Origin of the sequence: Hyphomicrobium sp. (genome assembly GCF_041659645.1) — a bacterium.
Classification (GTDB): domain Bacteria; phylum Pseudomonadota; class Alphaproteobacteria; order Rhizobiales; family Hyphomicrobiaceae; genus Hyphomicrobium_B.
Genome location: NZ_JBAZXX010000002.1, coordinates 440,232 through 456,844, shown reverse-complemented (window position 1 = coordinate 456,844; position 16,613 = coordinate 440,232). Strand labels below are relative to the sequence as shown.

The window sequence follows — 16,613 nt, the reverse complement described above, 5'->3', positions numbered from 1 at the left end:
GGTCCGAGGAGGAGTCATGACGCTAGTACCGAAAATCAAAGCGAACGCGGAATCCCGCGCACGGCCCGACAATCGGACGGCTGGGTACGGCCAAATTGTACTCGTCCTCCAGGGCGGGGGCGCGCTCGGCGCTTATCAGTCCGGCGTCTACCACGCCCTTCACGAGGCAGGCATTGAGCCGGATTGGGTGATCGGTACGTCGATCGGCGCCATCAACGCGGCGCTCATCGTCGGCAACGAGCCAGACAACCGGCTCGCGGCGCTGCAGGAGTTCTGGGGACGTATGACGCAGCGCGCGGCCTGGGACGCATTAATGCTCTGGCCGCAACTCGCATCAGGGCTTTCCTATTGGCAGGCGCTGACGAGCGGAATCTCGGGCTTCTACAAGCCGAACCCAATGGCCTTCTTCGGACCGTACGTTCAACTCGGGGCCGAGAAGGCGGGTTTCTACTCGACGTCGGAACTGGAATCGACGCTGAACGAGCTTGTGGATTTCAGCCTCATCCGTCGCAATAGGCCGCGCTTGACGGTCGGCGCTGCGCAGGTGCGCACCAGTCAGATGCGCTACTTCGACAGTCTCGAGACCGAGATTGCGGCGAAGCACATCATGGCGTCGGGCGCTTTGCCGCCGGCGTTTCCGGCAGTGCGCATCGACGGCGAACTCTATTGGGACGGCGGCATTCTGTCGAACACGCCCGCCGAGACCATCTTCGATGATCAACCACGCAAGAACTCTCTCGTTTTCGCCGTGCACATGTGGAATCCGGTCGGTCCAGAGCCCGAGACGATCTGGGACGTCCTGCATCGGCAAAAGAACATCCAATACTCAAGCCGCGTGGCGACCCACATAACGCGACAGGCGCAGATCCACCGCCTTCGACACATCATCAAAGAACTCGCTCAATACATTCCGGAAGAGCTGCGAACGCGAGAAGATGTGCGCGAGTTGACGGGCTACGGCTGCCTGACGCGCATGCATTTCGTGCGCCTTTTGTGGTCCGGCCACGAGAATGAAGACCATACGAAGGATGTCGACTTCACCCCCTCCGGTATCAAAAAGCGCTGGCAGGCGGGGTATGATCAAACAATGCGCACGATCGAACAGGCGCCGTGGCAGCGCAAGGTCGACCCGATTGAAGGCGTCTTCCTGCACGAGCCGGAGGATTCCATTTCGATCGAGGAGATGATGACGCGCGATGCGCTGCCTTCGCAAGCCATATCCGCGCCAGGGCGTAGAGCACGAGGCGAAAATTCGCGATGAGCCGTACTCGCTTACTCGGCGGCTCGGCGCAGGGCCGACAAGATATCGGCTATTTCCATGCGGTTACGAAAATCGGGATCAACGTACCGATCGATAATACGGCCGTCTTTATCAACGACGAAGGTCGCCGGTATCGGCAGAAACCAAGTGTCGTTACCGCTATATTTCTGAAGCTCCAGGCCGTGCTCGAGATAGAGCCGGCGCGCATCGTCGCCGAGCCAGATCGCGAGGCCGAGTTCGAGCGCGTAGCCGTTGTCGATGTCGGAGACGATGGTGAATACATCGTGATGATCCATTTCCGATATGTGGGCTTGCGATTCCGGCATGATCGATACAACGCGCGCGCCGTGCAGAGCGAACTCTTTCAGCGCTTCGCGAAATGCGGTAAGTTCGATGAGGCAATATTCGCACCAGTGCCCGCGGTTGAAACTGATGACGGCAGGACCGTCGCGCACGATGTCGTCGAGCGTGACAAGCCTGTTCCGGCCATCGGGCAACAAAAATGGAGGCATCTGCTCGCCGATATTTGGGGCGCTCTGGCCAGCCCCTCCCGAACGAATTCGCTCCACAAGGGCGTCATAGACGTTTGCAAAGGGAAGCGAGAAGCGGTGAACCGCTTGTGAAAACGCATTCAGTCGCTCGCTCAGCGGAGCCTCGGAGGCACAAATTCGGCGAAATGCGTCTTCGAGGTTCTTATCGTTCATTATGTGAAATGTTCCGGGGTCGCCAAGCGCGTGCACGATAAAGTCGTTTGTTGATTGACGCTAGGGCGTCAGGGTGGAAAGGACCGCTTCCGCTTTGCCCGCGAAAGCAGACTTTCTAGTGACGCGGATGCTGACCTCGCCGAACGTCAAACCGATGTCGGCTTTTGTATACGAGCGGACTAGAGCGGACGTTTAAAAAGCGGAGATAGCTGACATCGTGCTGGAGGGAAGTGGAACGAGCGCGGTAGCGGTTTAAAGCCGCCGGTCCTCCCTTTTAGCTTTCGCTGTCGGTGTTACGCTGCGTTGCGCGGTAGCGGCCGGGCGACAAGCCGTAGTGCCGATGGAACAGCTTCGAGAATGCGGCGCTCGTTTCGTAGCCAACTCGACTCGCGATTCTCGCGATAGCCTCATCGCTTGATTGGAGCAGAAATGCAGCCTCCGCCATCCGACGCGCGATCAGATAACGCTGCATCGGCTGGCCAACAAGCTTTGTGAAGCGCGCCGAGAATGCCGAGCGACCAAGGCCCACCCCATTGCCTAGTTCTTGAAGTGTCCAAGGCCTCTCCGGTCGTTCGTGAATCAACTGCAGCGCAGGTCCGATATGCGGATCACCCATCGCTCCGAGCCATCCACCTTCTCCCGGACGGAGCGATGTAATCCAGCTTCGCAACACTTCGACAAAAAGCACCTCCGTCAATCGCGAGAGCGCAATGTCCTGGCCCGGTCGCGCTAGCGCCGACTCGGAGACCATGCGCTTCAGAATCGCATCGAGTCCCTCGCCGTTGGTTGGCGGTCGCAGCAAAAGCACGGGAGGAAGGAACTCAAGAACGCTGCTGCGTAAGGGCTGCGATACCGTGAAATTGCCGCAGATCATTGTCGCTGTCGGCTCCGAATTGCCGCCGTGTTGCACGACCCCGAGACGTCCGGACGGTCGTTCGAGGTCCATGAGCGGGAACGGCTTGGTCAACCGATCAGAATAAAGCAGATGTTGTTCGCCGCTGGTAATGACGACGAAGTCGCCGGCGCTCATATTCAAATCTTCTCCCTGTTCGAGAGCCAGAGTGGCGGCGCCTTTACTGAGGTAATGGAACAGAGCGTAGGGGCGCTTTGGGAGTGCCAAGCTCCAGGGATGCCCGAGCTCAAAGTGGAAAAGCAACGTTCCCCCGAAGCGAACACGATCAAGAACGTCAGCGAGCACATCCATACCTGCCACTCTAAGCCACCGCACGATCCGACACAATATTCGGACGGAAGACGCCTATCGTCCGAAATGCCCCCATCCTAAATGATGTCGCGCAGGCTGAAGCGACGTGCACCGATCATCCCGAAATCGGTGATAGAAGAACCGCGTTCCTGCTGGAAACGCCCACCCACTCAATGGACCTGGGCTGTCCGACTTTCCCAAAGGAACATTCGATGCGAAATCTTCTGCTGTCCGCCGCCTCCATTCTCTCGGCCGGTGCAGCAGCAATCGTGACCTCTGCCCAAGCGGCTGAGCTACCCAAAGGGGCGGCTCACAGCATTGTGTTGGTCCATGGCGCTTTCGTTGATCAAACGAGCTGGAAGCCGGTTGCGGATATCCTCTCGAAAAAGGGCTACAACGTAACCCTCGTTGAAAATCCGCTCACATCCCTCGCTGCAGACGTCGATGCTACCAAACAGGCGCTCGCAAAGCAGGACGGCAAGACTGTCCTTGTCGGTCATTCCTGGGGTGGCGTCGTCATCACACAAGCGGGCAATGATCCCAAAGTGTCGGCGCTTGTTTATGTGTCCGCATTCGCACCCGATGTGGGACAGTCCTTGAAGACTCTGTCCGACAGCGGCCCCGCTACCGAAGGCACGGCCGCAATTCATCCGGACGACAAAGGCAACCTCTACATCGACCCCAAAGTATTTCCATCGGCGGTTGCAGCCGACCTGCCTCCCCAAATTGCAGAATCCTTGGCCAACCACCAGCTCCCACTGAATCACGTGGCCTTCGAGGCTCCCGTCGATACGGCAGCTTGGCGCGACAAGCCAACGTTCTATGTGATCACCACCAAGGACAAAGTTATTGCGCCCGAGGTGCAGAAGATGTTCGCCGACCGAATGCGTGCCCACGTCACGGATGTCTCTGGCAGCCACGCCTCGCTCGTTGTTCATGCGGACGAAGTCGCTGCGGTCATCGAAAAGGCGACGCTTGCGAAGTGACGTTAGACTCCCGGCGCATTTGCGCCGGGACTCCTCCATTCGCCTTTGATGCTGCTGCCGTCCAACCGAGAGGAATGAAGAAATGTCTTTCGTTAATGTCCCGAGCCAATCGATCGATGTTGGCGGAACCCCGTTCGTCTACCGGGAGCTTGGGAAAAAGGGCGGGGTGCCTGTCGTTCTGCTTCATCATTTGACCGCAGTTCTCGATGACTGGGACCCGAGGGTCGTAGACGGCCTGGCGGCTGAACACCACGTGATCGCATTCGACAACCGGGGCGTTGGCGCGTCCGGCGGTTCGACGCCCGCTTCCGTCGAAGCGATGGCCAGCGATGCGGTCGCGTTCATCCGTGCGCTGGGTTTGAGCAAGGTCGACTTGTTGGGTTTCTCGCTGGGAGGTTTCATCGCGCAGGTGATCGCACAGGAGGAGCCCGACCTCGTCCGCAAGATCATCATCGCCGGTTCTGGTCCCGCAGGCGGCGAAGGGATCTCGAACATGAGCGCAGTTCTACAAGACGCGGTCGCTAAGGCAGGCGCCTCAGGAAAGCATCCAAAGCATTTCCTGTTCTTCTCTCAAACTAGCAACGGCCAAGCCGCGGCTGATGCCTTCCTCGCTCGCCTGAATGAGCGTACGGCAGATCGGGATGCTAGCATCAGCAACGAGACCATCGGTGCACAGCTCACCGCCATTCATGCGTGGGGGCAGGGAAATCCTTCCAAGCTTAGCGAGATTCATCATCCCGTTCTCGTTGCCAACGGCGACGATGACGTGATGGCGCCGACTATTAACTCGTTCGAGCTTGCCCGCCGCCTCCCCAATGCACAGCTGAGCATTTTCCCGGATGCCAGCCATGGCGGCATTTTTCAGTATTACCCCGTTTTCGTTCAGCAGGCTCTGGATTTCCTCCGCTGATGAGCCCGATCGAGGCGGCGTCTCTCGATCGTCGCCTCGGTCTTGCGAACATCCGCCAGTGCTCGGCTTCGGGGTCCGAACATAGTCGCGATCTAGACGCCCCCCGCTGAGTCGACGTGACACGCACTGTCATGTTCAAGGCTATCCAAAGGAGAAAGCCATGCCTGCTGTCAAAGTATCGTCCACGCAGATCCCAGTCGAACACGTACGGATCACTTGCAGACGAGCGTTTGCCGAGGTGCGTGCCACCATCGAGGCCGATCTCCCGAAGCTCGACGAGCACATCAAGGTTCTACTGAGCAATGGTGATCAAGAACGCATTAAAGAGATTGAGGAGCACGGCCCTAGGCTCTTTATGTTCCTTTCTCGCGACCATGGGGAGCTACTGGAGATCGCGGGCCGGAAGCGGAACGCTGTGCAATACGAGATTGGAAATCCAATTACCGCTTCTAAGATGACGCGTCACAATCTAGGTGCAGCGCTCTACGCCCCCCTCCGCGTCGCACTTCTTGAGACCGAAGCGGGAGATGTAGTATTCGAGTATGACAGGCCATCGTCACTTTTCGGGCAGTTCGAGAACGAGACGATCAGCGAAGTGGCGCGATATCTCGATCGTGAGCTCGAGGCGGCGCTGGTCAAGGTGGCCGGCTAGCGTCCTATAGAACCTTTATCGTGCGTTTTTACACGATCAAGGCCCAAAGCGGACATTTCGACGTAGTAGCATACCGAACTCGAACGGCTTTATCGGCGCGCTTATAGATCAATTGAGATCAACTGTGACGCGCAAGAAGGTTGCAGAAATGGAGGTCGCCATCTCGCTTAGGCTTCTGTTCTGCGTGTTGAACAAAGACTCTAGCTCCTTCCGCAGATCGTCTGCACGACCGTTCATTTCTGCTGCATCGAACGCGTGCATGGTTGGCCCATAATATTTTCTGAATGCATCAGCTAGTTCTGATGGCGGGCTGGGAAAGTTGAAATTGTAGGCGCCTCGGGCGAATGATATCTTCTCTTTTGAAACGTTTGCGGCGGCAAATCGCTCGACTACGTTATCCTCGATTCCCCACGTCATTGGGCTAATAAAGCCTTCCGGCGGCGGTGGCGAGTACGAAGAGCTAATTTTCAATATTTGCGCAACCAATGTCGGATCATTTGGAATCCAATTCCCCATAATGATCCTACCTCCTGTTCGGGTAACTCGCACCATCTCCTTGGCCACATAAAACGGTCTTGGAGCAAACATAGCTCCAAAGATGCTGATGACGAGATCGAAAGTATCGCTTTCCAGTTGATGCAAGTCCGACGCGTCGCCTTCCTGGAACTTGCAGTTGGTAAGGCCTTCCTCTTCTGCGCGCTTGTTGCCTGCCTCGACTAAGTTCCTCGCTATATCAATGCCCAATACGTCTGCTCCGAGTTTCGCCTCCGGTAATGCGGTCGTTCCGTCGCCGCATCCCAAATCGAGAATTTTCAGACCCTTTATGCTTCCAAGTCCGCTGACGAGCGCATCACCACTTTCTCTCATGCTCTCCGCAATGCGCGTAAAATCGCCCTTTTCCCAAAGTTCTTTGTTCGGATTCATGGATTTTCTCTATTTTTTTAACCGGTAATTGCTACTGAAATGACTTCGCATCGGCTTCAAGTGGCGCGAGAAATAAGCTCAAGAAAGAAGCTATAGCGCTGCAGGGATTCATCTACGTCGGCTTTGTATTTTGTGGCTGGGTTGCGCGCCAAGGCACCAGCATCGACACACGGTCCTTATAGCGTTGGTACTCGTCGCCGAAGAGATCGATCAAATCGCGCTCTTCCAACATTATGCCAACGAAGATGTATGCGGTTGTCCCCGCCGCGAACAAGAGGTGGCCAACAGTCATCGTCGGCGCTGCCCAAAACGCGATGATCAAACCTAGGTAAAGCGGGTGCCGCACGAACCTATAGAACAGTGGGGTCAGAAAACGTGGTGCCGCTGTCGCGTGGCCGGCGAGATTGCTGGTCACTTGATGCAGCCCGAACAACTCGAAGTGGTTGATCAAGAACGTGCTAGTCAGCGCGAATAGCCAACCTGCGAGCGATAAGCCTGTCACTGCGGCTGCGGTGTGAGGACCTCCAATATGCCAGACCACTGCCGGAATTGGCTGCCATTGCCAGAGCAGCAGGGCAAGCGCCAGACTCGCTAACAAAACATAAGTGCTGCGCTCGATCGTTTTTGGCACGAATTGCGTCCACCATCTTTTGAATTGCGGGCGTGCCATCACGCTGTGTTGGAGGGCAAACACCGCCAGAAGGGAAATGTTGATGATAATTGCTTCGGCCAGCGGGGTCTCGTGACCGCTATCGATAGTCTTTGGCACTACGAGGCCGTCAACGAAGCCTATGGCGTAGAGAAAAGTGATCAAGAAGACGGCATAGGCCGCAACTCCGTAAAGGAAAGAAATTACCCGATTAAGGATGCCTCTCTTGCCGGCAAATGTTATGTGCTCTCCAGATTCTCGCGCGTGCCCTTCGTGAGATTTAATCATTAGTTGTTCCCTTTACTTTGCATCAGTTGCGTGATCTCAGGCAGTGGCGTTTGCCTCTACCGGGCCCTGCCGGACGACGACGGTGTTGACGACCGGGAAGATCTCATCTCCCGACGCCCCGGGCATGCTCGCGGAACAATTCGGGATCTTTCGCCCGGTAAACGGAAAACGATCCGAGCCATCCGTTGGCCTCCATAACGATATAGCTGCGCATCCGGCGGACCCGGTCGGGCATCTCTTCATTGCCGAACTTGGCTGATTTGACGTCAGCGGCTTCGAGCTCAGCCAAGTTTGCCCATGCGCTCAGGCGGCAAATGAAATAGAGATACATGACGTTTGCTCCTATCGTGGAAGCGTTCGAGACCTCGGTTTCCTAAGGAACATTGCAGCGAACGCGAATGACTAGGCGTCCGCGATGCATGACGCGGCGTCGGAAATCTCAGCTTTTTGATAGGGCGTCTTGATAAGATGCTTGGGCGTCCAGCGGAGATGGAATGGCAGCTGACGCGCTATCTGATGTCTTGAAGACGGTTCGGCTTACCGGCGCGACGTTCTTTGACGTTGTCGCCGCGGCCCCGTGGGTCGCAGAGTCGCCGCCGCGAGAGATGATCCTGCCGAAAATCTTGCCGGGTGCCGCGCATTTGATCGCGTACCATGTGATGACCGAAGGACGTTGCTTTGCCAATATCGTCGGTGAGGAGCCAATCGCGATCGAGGCTGGCGAAGTCATAGTCTTCACCAAAAGCGATCCGCATATCCTAGCTAGTAGTCCGGGCATGCGGGGCCCTCGCGGCGCGCTCGACGCCGCGGCCGCCGGCCAATTGCCGTTCTTCATCAACTACGGCGGCGACGGGCCAGTCTCGGCTAAGTTCGTGTGCGGTTACCTCGCCTGTGACGCCCAGCCATTCAATCCGCTTCTCGAAAACCTCCCGGCGGTCATCAAGGTTGGTGGCAAACAGGGTGACGACGCAAACTGGCTCAGCCAGTTCATCCGCGTGGCCATGCTCGAATCGGCGAACAAACGTGCCGGTGGCGAAAGCGTGTTGGCCAAATTGAGTGAGTTGATGTTCATCGAGGTCGTTCGCCGGCATCTGGAGGCCATCACGCCGGAGGAGGCGGGATGGCTTGCTGGTCTGCGCGACCCGTTCGTCGGCAAGGCCTTGTCACTGATGCATGCAAAGCCGGCGCGCAACTGGACAATTGAGGAGTTAGCGAAAGACGTAGGACTGTCGCGCTCGGTATTGGCGCAACGCTTCGCTATCCTCATCGGCATGCCCCCCATGTACTATCTCGCGAAATGGCGGATGCAGATCGCTTCGAGACTTCTGAGCGGCGGGAGCACCAATATTGCGGGAGTTGCTGCCAAGGTCGGTTACGGTTCTGAGGCAGCTTTCAGCCGAGCTTTCAAAAAGTTGGTGGGCATACCGCCATCGGCCTGGCGTCACCGTTTCGATGACAACGGATCGCGGCGAACTGCCGGGTCACTTTCCCCCGATCCTTGGCGCCAGAGATCATAGCATTGGGGCTGCTGTTCCTTGTCCAGTACCGAACCGGAAAAAAGCCCGCTTATGTCGGCTTCGGACCGATTTTGTTGACAAAGTCGCCAAGTAGATAGGAGCGCTGACCGCGACGGCGCCTGTCGGTGCTACCGCTCTGCTCCTGAGCGGCATGTAACTCGCTCACTGACGCCACCTACGCAGACGCAATGCACGCTTCCCGATGGTCTGGGCGGCCGGATGAGGAGCTTCGCGAGCTTGCGTAGGTTCTGCGCCGTGGTAGCGAGCAGGAACTCATCTCGTGCACCGCGCGGCCCGCATAGGCGCGAGATCCACAGACACTCACGCTCGATTCAAATGCTTTCGCATACCGGAATGAAGGCAATGGAGGGTGCTGAGACGGTCGCCATTTGTGCCGATCGGTCGCCTTTGGCTTAGGAACCGACGCGACCGATCCGGAGTTGAAGGGAAGTTACGAAACGGAAAAGGTCCGGGTCCCCCGAGCACTTGGCAAATGACCATCAATCGGCGAAACGTTTTGTCTATCGCTGGTGGCGCAATTATATCGCCCTTCTGTGAAAGCGAGGGTTGTGCCGCAGCCACCTTCGGCCTCTTATCTTCAGAACTTGGTACCGCGACGAAATTTTCATTTGATGCAATCAAACACGAAGCCGAATTGCTTTCAAAAAAGCCGTATGTGCCTTTGGCACGAACGGAATCAGAGCTCGTCAATAAGATCGACTACGACGCCTACCAGGGCATCCGGTACCGGAAGGAGCGCACGATCTATGCGGGCGCGGATGTTGGTTACCCGATCCAACTTTTTCATCTTGGACGATATGCTCCGGACACCGTTGACATCGCAATCGTCTCGAAGGGCTATTCACGAAACATAATCTACAGGCAGGACTTGTTTGACATTCCCGCCGATAATCCGGCCGCCGCTCTTCCAGAAGGTATCGGCTTCGCTGGCTTGCGCATTATGAGCCAAGACCTTTTGTCGGACTGGTTTGCGATGATTGGCGCTTCGTATTTTCGTAGCGCGTCTCCCTTCAACCAATATGGACTTTCTGCCCGTGGAATTGCCGTGAACACGGCATCCGCCGTCCCGGAAGAATTTCCCAAATTTGTTCACTTATGGTTGGAACAATCCATCGAACCCGGGAGCCCCCTATTTATTTATGCGCTTCTCAACGGCCCAAGCGTTACCGGGGCGTACAAAATGCAGGTTCGGCGCGCTCCTCAGTCGAATCGAATCTCGAACTCTGAGATGAATATTGAAGCTAATCTCTACCTCCGTTCCGACGTGGAAAGGGTTGGTATCGCTCCGTTCTCAAGCATGTTCTGGTATGGCGAGGCAGCAGTTCAACAGCCGCGCGATTGGCGTCCTGAAATTCATGACAGCGATGGACGGGCGATGTTCACTGGCGCCGGCGAACGAATCTGCCGTCCGCTGCGCAATCCACCGCAGATCACGACAAACACTTTTGTGGACCACAATCCAAAGGGATTTGGCCTGCTGCAGCGTGATAGGCATTTCGATCACTACCTCGATGACGGCGTGTTTTACGATAAGCGCCCGTCTGTTTGGGTTGAGCCAATCGGAGAATGGGGCGAAGGCGCTGTCCACCTTGTTGAAATGCCGACAGGCGAAGAGACCTGGGACAACGTTGTGGCGTACTGGTGCCCCAGCTCCTTCCGGAAGGCGGGCGAGAGTCGAACTTTCCACTACACGCTGAACTGGTGTGATCAGCCAGAGTTACCGCAAGGCCTCGCCAGCACTATTGGCACTTGGACCGGAATTGGCGGACCGCCAGGTCTCGGCTTCAAGGAAAGAGAGCCGAATAAAGTCAAAGTCGTGATCGATTTCAAAGGCAATTGCTTTAACGGACTTGATCGAGCAAGCGGCGTCGAACTTATCGTGGATGCCTCGCGGGGAGCTGTAACGAATAGCGTAAGTTATCCCGTTGTTGGAGAAGCTTTGCGATGGCGAGCCATGTTCGATGTTGAGACGCTGGGTTTAGAAATCGTGGATCTTCGAGCTTATCTTCGCTTTAATGGACAGGCCTTGACTGAAACCTGGATTTATCAGCTCAATCCTCTGACCGTATGATTGCATGCAGAAATTTATGTGCCAAAGCGGCCGTAAAAACCTCAAGAAAGCCAGGACGTCGATAAGGCGTCGGTCAGCGCTTAAGCGCAGTTGGAGAACGAGAACCTTTCCGTGATTACTCCACGTCGGAACTAGCCGAGCGTTTAATATTCGGACTTCTCGCCCTTGGCGGGCACCGATGTCGGCGTGCCGACGACCCCCGCGTAAGTGACGATGATAACAGTCGGTACGTCGCCGTCGTTCACACCTCGGTGCACGTCATGCACCGTCTCCGCGAAAGCTTCGCCCGCATGCAGCGTTATGGTTTTTCCCGACTCCTTATCCTGAATGGTGAGCGCGCCGGACAGAATGTAGCCCGCATTGGGTTCGGGGTGCGTATGCCAGGGAAGCGCCGTATGAGGCGCGACGGTGAGCTTCAGCATCGTCAATTGCGGTTGGCCCGAGGGATAGCTTCGGTAAGGAGATCCGTTCCATGCGTGGTCCGTCTGGAGCAAAGTCTCTTTTTGTGCCGGCTGAGCTCGCGCTTCGCCGCGAGTTGCTAAGAGGCAGCACGCCACGGCAATCATCATGGTTGAAGTCTGCATTTTATTAGAACCTCTCTTATGCTACTCGACGGGCGATAAATCGCCGCCCTTTACCGCTTCACCTAATCCAAGTGGAGATCACCGTGGGGATGCGAACCTGACTTTACCTAAAAACTAATTTCAACCTGGTGCCGAACGACGAGATCGAATCTAAGCTTTAACTTTGACCCTGGCCGTCATTCAATTACGTCTGCTGTTGAAATTATAGCAGACAACTCATGGCCAGCGCCCTTCGCTAGACAGGGATGGTCGGAATTGTCGGCTTTCTCTGCAAAACGGGCTCTGCGCCCATGGAAATCGTGTCGAACTCATATGGCGCTTTGCCAAGCGGACCTAATGTCGGGAAGGCCTCCAAGAGCGGACGTGTGGCACACGACTAAGGGCAAGTTTCGCCCGCATCGCTGAGACGACCAAGGCTATTCTGGCATCTCGTAGCGGCTCCGATTCTTAAAGTCGCAATGGCCATTTCGCAGTCGATTAGCGACTTCCTTCCGCCCGACGAAAACCAAGAAGATCGTGAATCTTACCTCGAAGAGGCCCGAAAGGCGGTGAAATTATCGATGTCAGTGTAGGGGCGAAATGCTTTGGTTCTCTGGCGGAGTCGGCAAGATCGAGCCTTTCCGAGACGGCTCGGACGATCGACGCATCGACCGACGGTTTATTCTCAATCTTCGAGAGGATCAATTCAAGGAACTGCTTCTGCCACCGTGTTCTCAATGGCATTCCTCGGATCAATTCCGAAGTGAGGCCTTGCGGAAAGGGCCACGGTTCGGCGACGCCGGCGGCGAAGAAATTCAGTTTGGTCAACACGCACTTAGGGCAGACACCGCAATTTTCACCAGTACGCGGACCAGCCCAACAGACACGGAGGTGTGGAACCAGTTCGCGATGTCGACCGACGTACTGAGCCCGGTCTATTCGGTTATAGGCACCGCCGTCAGATTCGATTTTTAGCCGTGACGACGAAAAGAAACGATCCGTCCAGAAACTGTTTCCCCATACGGGAAAGCTGTTCTGATAACTCTCTTCCGTCGCGATCAACGCCACGTCATGCGCTTTCGAAAATTGATGCAGAACCGAAGCCAAGCCCGCCCCGAAAGTCATCTCCCAGTTGGGAATTATGCTTCGCCAGTTCGTTTTCACCGTAACAAGGTCTACTCCGAGATCCGCACATATGGCCGATCCGTTACGAGCCAGCGTTTCAAAACCGTCATCCGCATTAAGAGGCATATCGAAACCATGCACCATCACGGCGGTCTGAACATTTCGGACCGCCCGACCAGCATCTCCCCTTGCATGGCGGCTTAAAGTGAAGGTGCTATCGAGACCTGAAGAAAATGCTGCCACCGCGTTAGGAGTGCGATTATAGACGGGAACACGGAGATACTCGCCGTCGCAGGAAATCTTGATCTTCTTCTTGAAGATATCCGGTCGCCACGCGTGCCAGACCTCCTGAAAGTGATCTAACCCGTCCAAGAGCGCCGAATCGACTTCGAATTCCGCATGCAAATCCGTCATCGCGTGCATTGCGACAGGCAACATTGCGATGAGTGCGAAGTCGCAGGCATCAAATTCCGGAGCGACGGCACCATCTCTAGGACACACTTCAAAAAAGAGATCGGGTAGTTTGCTTTTGCTGCGAACTTCGCGACGAAGTCCATCATCGGAAACGTGCACTTGAAGGCTCGGCATTATTAAATTCCGGCTGTAAAAAACGGATAACGTTGCGAGTAGCCTCAGTAACGATAGTGGCGCGTCGCGGCGAAAGAGAGGGACGTCAAAACTTCATGAGGACTGCAATTCCAACATGGCGCGAGGTCGATTTCCGAGAGATCCTCACCGAGAAGAACGACTTCGTCTCCCGCCCCATCCTCAGGGCCGGCCTCGACAAACGCCGACTGCATTCCGACTTCCAGAATTCGAGATTTTCGACCGTTGATAACGCATGGTCCCTTGCGAAGGCCGTGCGAATAGCCGACGAGAATCACACCGTGACGCGGGGACGTAAAACCGGAATAGCCCGCAGGGCCGCGCGCATCTCGAAGTTCGACAATTTGTGACGAAATGCTGATCGCGTTTCGATACATAGCCAAGCCTGGCCGCACAGCATCAAGCCGGGCTACCGGATGATGTAGCAGGCTGCTAGCCGCCGCGTGTCGCTCCAGATCGTACTCGGAGGTCAATTCCATGAGTGTTTCGACGTGGCAGAGCTGCGTCGCGTGCGTAAATGCCTCGCGGCAATCTCCGGCGATGAGCGTTTCTCGGCAAATGTGGGGAGGACAGGAAAAGCGTTGCATTCCGGTATCGACGCACAGGGCCGGGCGCGCCCTACGGAGCTGTAGAGCTTGAATGGGGTTGCATACCGTCGGCGTTACGCGGAGGGCGATGTAATCGTCCGGGTCCGAAGACTCTGGTGGCCCAAGCGCGAGCACGCGTTTCCCGGTGCGCTCCGCCAACTGCGCGGTGATCGCTTCCCGGGCTTGAAACACACAAAACCCAGCAGCCAGATCCGCAATCGTGTCACAGACTTCTTTAATACCTAATCCGTAGGCGTCGGCCTTCACCACCGGTAACAAAGCAACTCCGACTGCAGCGGCAATGGCCTCGACGTTGTGCCGAACAACACTGAGATTAACACTCAATTGCAAATTTGGATTTCTGAATTGCCCGCGATCGCGTTCGGCCGTCCGCAACCGCGACGGTATGGGAGCAATCATTCGCGGCAATACGTTCATTGCGTCTCGCCGCTTCGCAACCAATCGCGCGCGAAACGGTGAGCGCGGTTGGCCGCCTTCGCAAATAGAGACTTCTTCAACGGCGGCTTGTCCGCGATCGTGGCGCCTGCGCTTTGCTTAAAGGAGATATTACCAAAGCGATGGAGGCTGTATGCATAGACCTCCCGGTTCTTGTTGTAAGAGTTGTCGAGAAGCTCGCAATTCTTCCCGAGAAGAGCGCAAGCTATCGCGACATGCAATCGATCCGTGATGACGCGCTTCGCCGCCGAGATCGTTTTTAAGAAGCACCAAGCCGCCAGCTTGGATGTATCAACGTCAGCGACAGGACCGAAGGCTCCCGACACGTCGAGGTCGCTGGCAGTTCTCGATGACCGGGCTTCGCGATCTTTGCGCATGAAGCGCACGACAGGAAGCTCGGAGAGCCGTTCAAGAGTTGTGCCGCTACGCACAAGGCCGTCATTCAGCAGGGATGGACCGACCTCATTACATTCCGGGTCACACAAGAATTCCTCGACGTCACAATGAAACGCCATATCGTGACCAATGTGGCAATCCAGATCGGGGTTGAGTTTGCGGACGTACTCGAACGATCTCCATTCCCGGCAGCACACAGTAAAGCGACTGTCGAGAGACTCGATCAATTCGCGGTTGCCTCTGATCGTATGAGGCAACAAAATGACGCGCGCAGCTTCAGAACGGCAAGCTTCAATTGTTTGACGCATACCTCGGTACACGCCGACGAGATTGCCGCCTCCGCCCAGGAAGACTGTGCGGTTCTTGAAGTCGGCGCCATCATCCGCGATTTCAAAGTTGATCGAAGCTCCGGCCATTGCCTTCAGTGTTGAAGCAAAAATCAGACAATCGCCGGCATTGCCCTCATTGGGCACAAATAACACGTTCTCACCGCTAAACTGATCAAGGTAGCGCTGCATCTCGGTTCGCAGGCTGTCGGGAGGGTCGCCCATGGCTTCCTACTACGGATCGAAATTTGACTCTGATGCCGCAACGGTAGCGCGAAAATTCAAACATTCGCTAGCAACTCTGCCGGCGAAGATGTGGACAAGCAGCATTGTGCAATCGCCGATTAGCTCTTCTTCCAAGCTTGCCCAAGCCGAACGTTGATAACTTTTCGGTTGCCATGACGGCTCCTGCCTGTTGAGCGGCTCATGCGAACGAATCGCGGTAATCGAATTGTGTTTGATCCGCGGCAGGTGAGATATGTTAAGGCGCCAATCTTTTCCGGCATCCATTCCAGCATTTTATATAAACCTCGACCGAGATCTGGCACGGCGCGAGATATTGGAGCGGGAGCTCTTGATGGCTGGTATCTCGGCAGCGCGCATCTCTGCAGTGGATGGCCGTACCTTGCCTGAGTGGCTTCTGCCATTTTATGATGATCGAATGGGTCCGGGAGAGGTTGGGTGCTCAGCGAGCCATCTTACGATATGCAAAGCTATCCTTGAGACAGGACTGCCTTTCGCGCTGGTGCTCGAAGATGACGCGCGTATCGAGAGCGATTGCCTAGCGGCGATCGAGAGCGCCGTGCAAATGGCTCCAAGAAATTGGGACGTCATTCGTTTGATTGAAACCTCCTCTCGGCCATTTCAGGTCGTGGCACAGATCGGGGGCGGAAGGAGCATCGTTCGCTATCTGAGAGTTCCGAGAAGCACTACGGGATTGGTGATTAGCGCTTCGGGAGCCGAGAAGCTTCTGACGCCGCGTCTTGTCAACGAACCAATCGATGTCGAGATTAGGTGGCCCTGGCAGCTTGATCTCAATGTTTACGGAATTGAACCGCCGCCCGTTACTCAAGCAAGCGGCATAGATCTCGAAACGACTATACCTGTCAGAAGCCGGCCTCAAAAACGCAACCAAATTCGCCGGATGATATTTAATGTTCGCAAGATGGGGATCGCGAACTATCTATCTTGCTGTTTCAACGTCGGACGAGCGGCAAGCCAATTGTAGGAATTCGGAAGCACCCACTTCGGGCGTCCGCTCGCTTCGCTTAGTTGAAGCGAGAGTTCCCCCTGCACATCGGGTACTGACCCTAAGTCGAAGTTTCCCATCGGCACACGAGTTCAGCCTAGAGCCGTGAGATCGCGCA

Annotated in this window: 16 protein-coding genes; 7 read left to right on the top strand and 9 right to left on the bottom strand. The window is 56.0% G+C overall.

Annotation, left to right across the window (positions count from 1 at the left end; genetic code table 11):
• Positions 1 to 16: 16 nt before the first annotated feature.
• Positions 17 to 1,261, top strand: coding sequence for a patatin-like phospholipase family protein (locus WC811_RS07215; protein ID WP_372642490.1), 1,245 nt, complete (start codon positions 17 to 19; stop codon positions 1,259 to 1,261).
• Positions 1,262 to 1,272: 11 nt separating this feature from the next.
• Here the strand turns inward: WC811_RS07215 and WC811_RS07210 are convergent, their stop codons facing one another.
• Both WC811_RS07210 and WC811_RS07205 read right to left on the bottom strand, forming a co-directional pair.
• On the bottom strand, positions 1,273 to 1,965 hold the full coding sequence (locus WC811_RS07210; protein WP_372642488.1) for a peroxiredoxin-like family protein: 693 nt from the start codon (positions 1,963 to 1,965) through the stop codon (positions 1,273 to 1,275).
• A 274-nt stretch (positions 1,966 to 2,239) separates the two neighbouring features.
• A complete protein-coding gene (locus WC811_RS07205; protein ID WP_372642486.1) occupies positions 2,240 to 3,169 on the bottom strand; it encodes a cupin domain-containing protein in 930 nt (309 codons plus the stop codon).
• Between the two features lie 212 nt (positions 3,170 to 3,381).
• On the opposite strand from WC811_RS07205, the gene WC811_RS07200 reads away from it, so the two are divergent.
• The 3 genes from WC811_RS07200 to WC811_RS07190 all read left to right on the top strand — a co-directional run bounded on the left by WC811_RS07200 (position 3,382) and on the right by WC811_RS07190 (position 5,717).
• Entirely contained in the window at positions 3,382 to 4,155 is a 774-nt protein-coding gene (locus tag WC811_RS07200) for an alpha/beta hydrolase (RefSeq protein ID WP_372642484.1), read from the top strand.
• Positions 4,156 to 4,237: 82 nt separating this feature from the next.
• Positions 4,238 to 5,065: an alpha/beta fold hydrolase gene (locus WC811_RS07195; RefSeq protein WP_372642482.1), complete on the top strand. Its 828-nt coding sequence runs from the start codon at positions 4,238 to 4,240 to the stop codon at positions 5,063 to 5,065.
• A gap of 160 nt (positions 5,066 to 5,225) precedes the next feature.
• Positions 5,226 to 5,717 carry a DUF302 domain-containing protein gene (locus WC811_RS07190; RefSeq protein WP_372642480.1) on the top strand — a complete coding sequence of 164 codons (492 nt, stop codon included), beginning with the start codon at positions 5,226 to 5,228 and terminating at the stop codon, positions 5,715 to 5,717.
• A gap of 108 nt (positions 5,718 to 5,825) precedes the next feature.
• Here WC811_RS07190 and WC811_RS07185 read toward each other — a convergent pair whose 3' ends face one another.
• The 3 genes from WC811_RS07185 to WC811_RS07175 all read right to left on the bottom strand — a co-directional run bounded on the left by WC811_RS07185 (position 5,826) and on the right by WC811_RS07175 (position 7,909).
• Complete coding sequence (locus tag WC811_RS07185) at positions 5,826 to 6,641, bottom strand: class I SAM-dependent methyltransferase (protein WP_372642478.1); 816 nt, start codon at positions 6,639 to 6,641, stop codon at positions 5,826 to 5,828.
• Positions 6,642 to 6,753: 112 nt separating this feature from the next.
• On the bottom strand, positions 6,754 to 7,578 hold the full coding sequence (gene mddA, locus WC811_RS07180) for a methanethiol S-methyltransferase (RefSeq protein ID WP_372642476.1): 825 nt from the start codon (positions 7,576 to 7,578) through the stop codon (positions 6,754 to 6,756).
• Positions 7,579 to 7,681: 103 nt separating this feature from the next.
• Positions 7,682 to 7,909 (bottom strand): DUF4242 domain-containing protein, encoded by a 228-nt coding sequence (locus WC811_RS07175; RefSeq protein WP_372642474.1) that lies wholly within the window; start codon positions 7,907 to 7,909, stop codon positions 7,682 to 7,684.
• A gap of 163 nt (positions 7,910 to 8,072) precedes the next feature.
• On the opposite strand from WC811_RS07175, the gene WC811_RS07170 reads away from it, so the two are divergent.
• Both WC811_RS07170 and WC811_RS07165 read left to right on the top strand, forming a co-directional pair.
• A complete protein-coding gene (locus WC811_RS07170) occupies positions 8,073 to 9,095 on the top strand; it encodes an AraC family transcriptional regulator (RefSeq protein ID WP_372642472.1) in 1,023 nt (340 codons plus the stop codon).
• 493 nt (positions 9,096 to 9,588) lie between these two features.
• On the top strand, positions 9,589 to 11,187 hold the full coding sequence (locus WC811_RS07165) for a glucan biosynthesis protein (protein WP_372642470.1): 1,599 nt from the start codon (positions 9,589 to 9,591) through the stop codon (positions 11,185 to 11,187).
• Positions 11,188 to 11,330: 143 nt separating this feature from the next.
• On the opposite strand, the gene WC811_RS07160 is transcribed toward WC811_RS07165, so the two are convergent.
• The 4 genes from WC811_RS07160 to WC811_RS07145 form a co-directional block, all read right to left on the bottom strand.
• Positions 11,331 to 11,771 carry a cupin domain-containing protein gene (locus tag WC811_RS07160; protein WP_372642468.1) on the bottom strand — a complete coding sequence of 147 codons (441 nt, stop codon included), beginning with the start codon at positions 11,769 to 11,771 and terminating at the stop codon, positions 11,331 to 11,333.
• Between the two features lie 477 nt (positions 11,772 to 12,248).
• Positions 12,249 to 13,463 carry a hypothetical protein gene (locus tag WC811_RS07155; RefSeq protein WP_372642466.1) on the bottom strand — a complete coding sequence of 405 codons (1,215 nt, stop codon included), beginning with the start codon at positions 13,461 to 13,463 and terminating at the stop codon, positions 12,249 to 12,251.
• 44 nt (positions 13,464 to 13,507) lie between these two features.
• Positions 13,508 to 14,506 carry an alanine racemase gene (locus tag WC811_RS07150; RefSeq protein WP_372642464.1) on the bottom strand — a complete coding sequence of 333 codons (999 nt, stop codon included), beginning with the start codon at positions 14,504 to 14,506 and terminating at the stop codon, positions 13,508 to 13,510.
• Positions 14,503 to 15,471: a polysaccharide pyruvyl transferase family protein gene (locus WC811_RS07145; RefSeq protein WP_372642462.1), complete on the bottom strand. Its 969-nt coding sequence runs from the start codon at positions 15,469 to 15,471 to the stop codon at positions 14,503 to 14,505. Before WC811_RS07145 ends, WC811_RS07150 begins: the two co-directional genes overlap by 4 nt.
• A 253-nt stretch (positions 15,472 to 15,724) precedes the next feature.
• Here WC811_RS07145 and WC811_RS07140 point away from each other — a divergent pair, with 253 nt between their 5' ends.
• Entirely contained in the window at positions 15,725 to 16,474 is a 750-nt protein-coding gene (locus WC811_RS07140; RefSeq protein WP_372642459.1) for a glycosyltransferase family 25 protein, read from the top strand.
• Positions 16,475 to 16,613 lie beyond the last annotated feature (139 nt).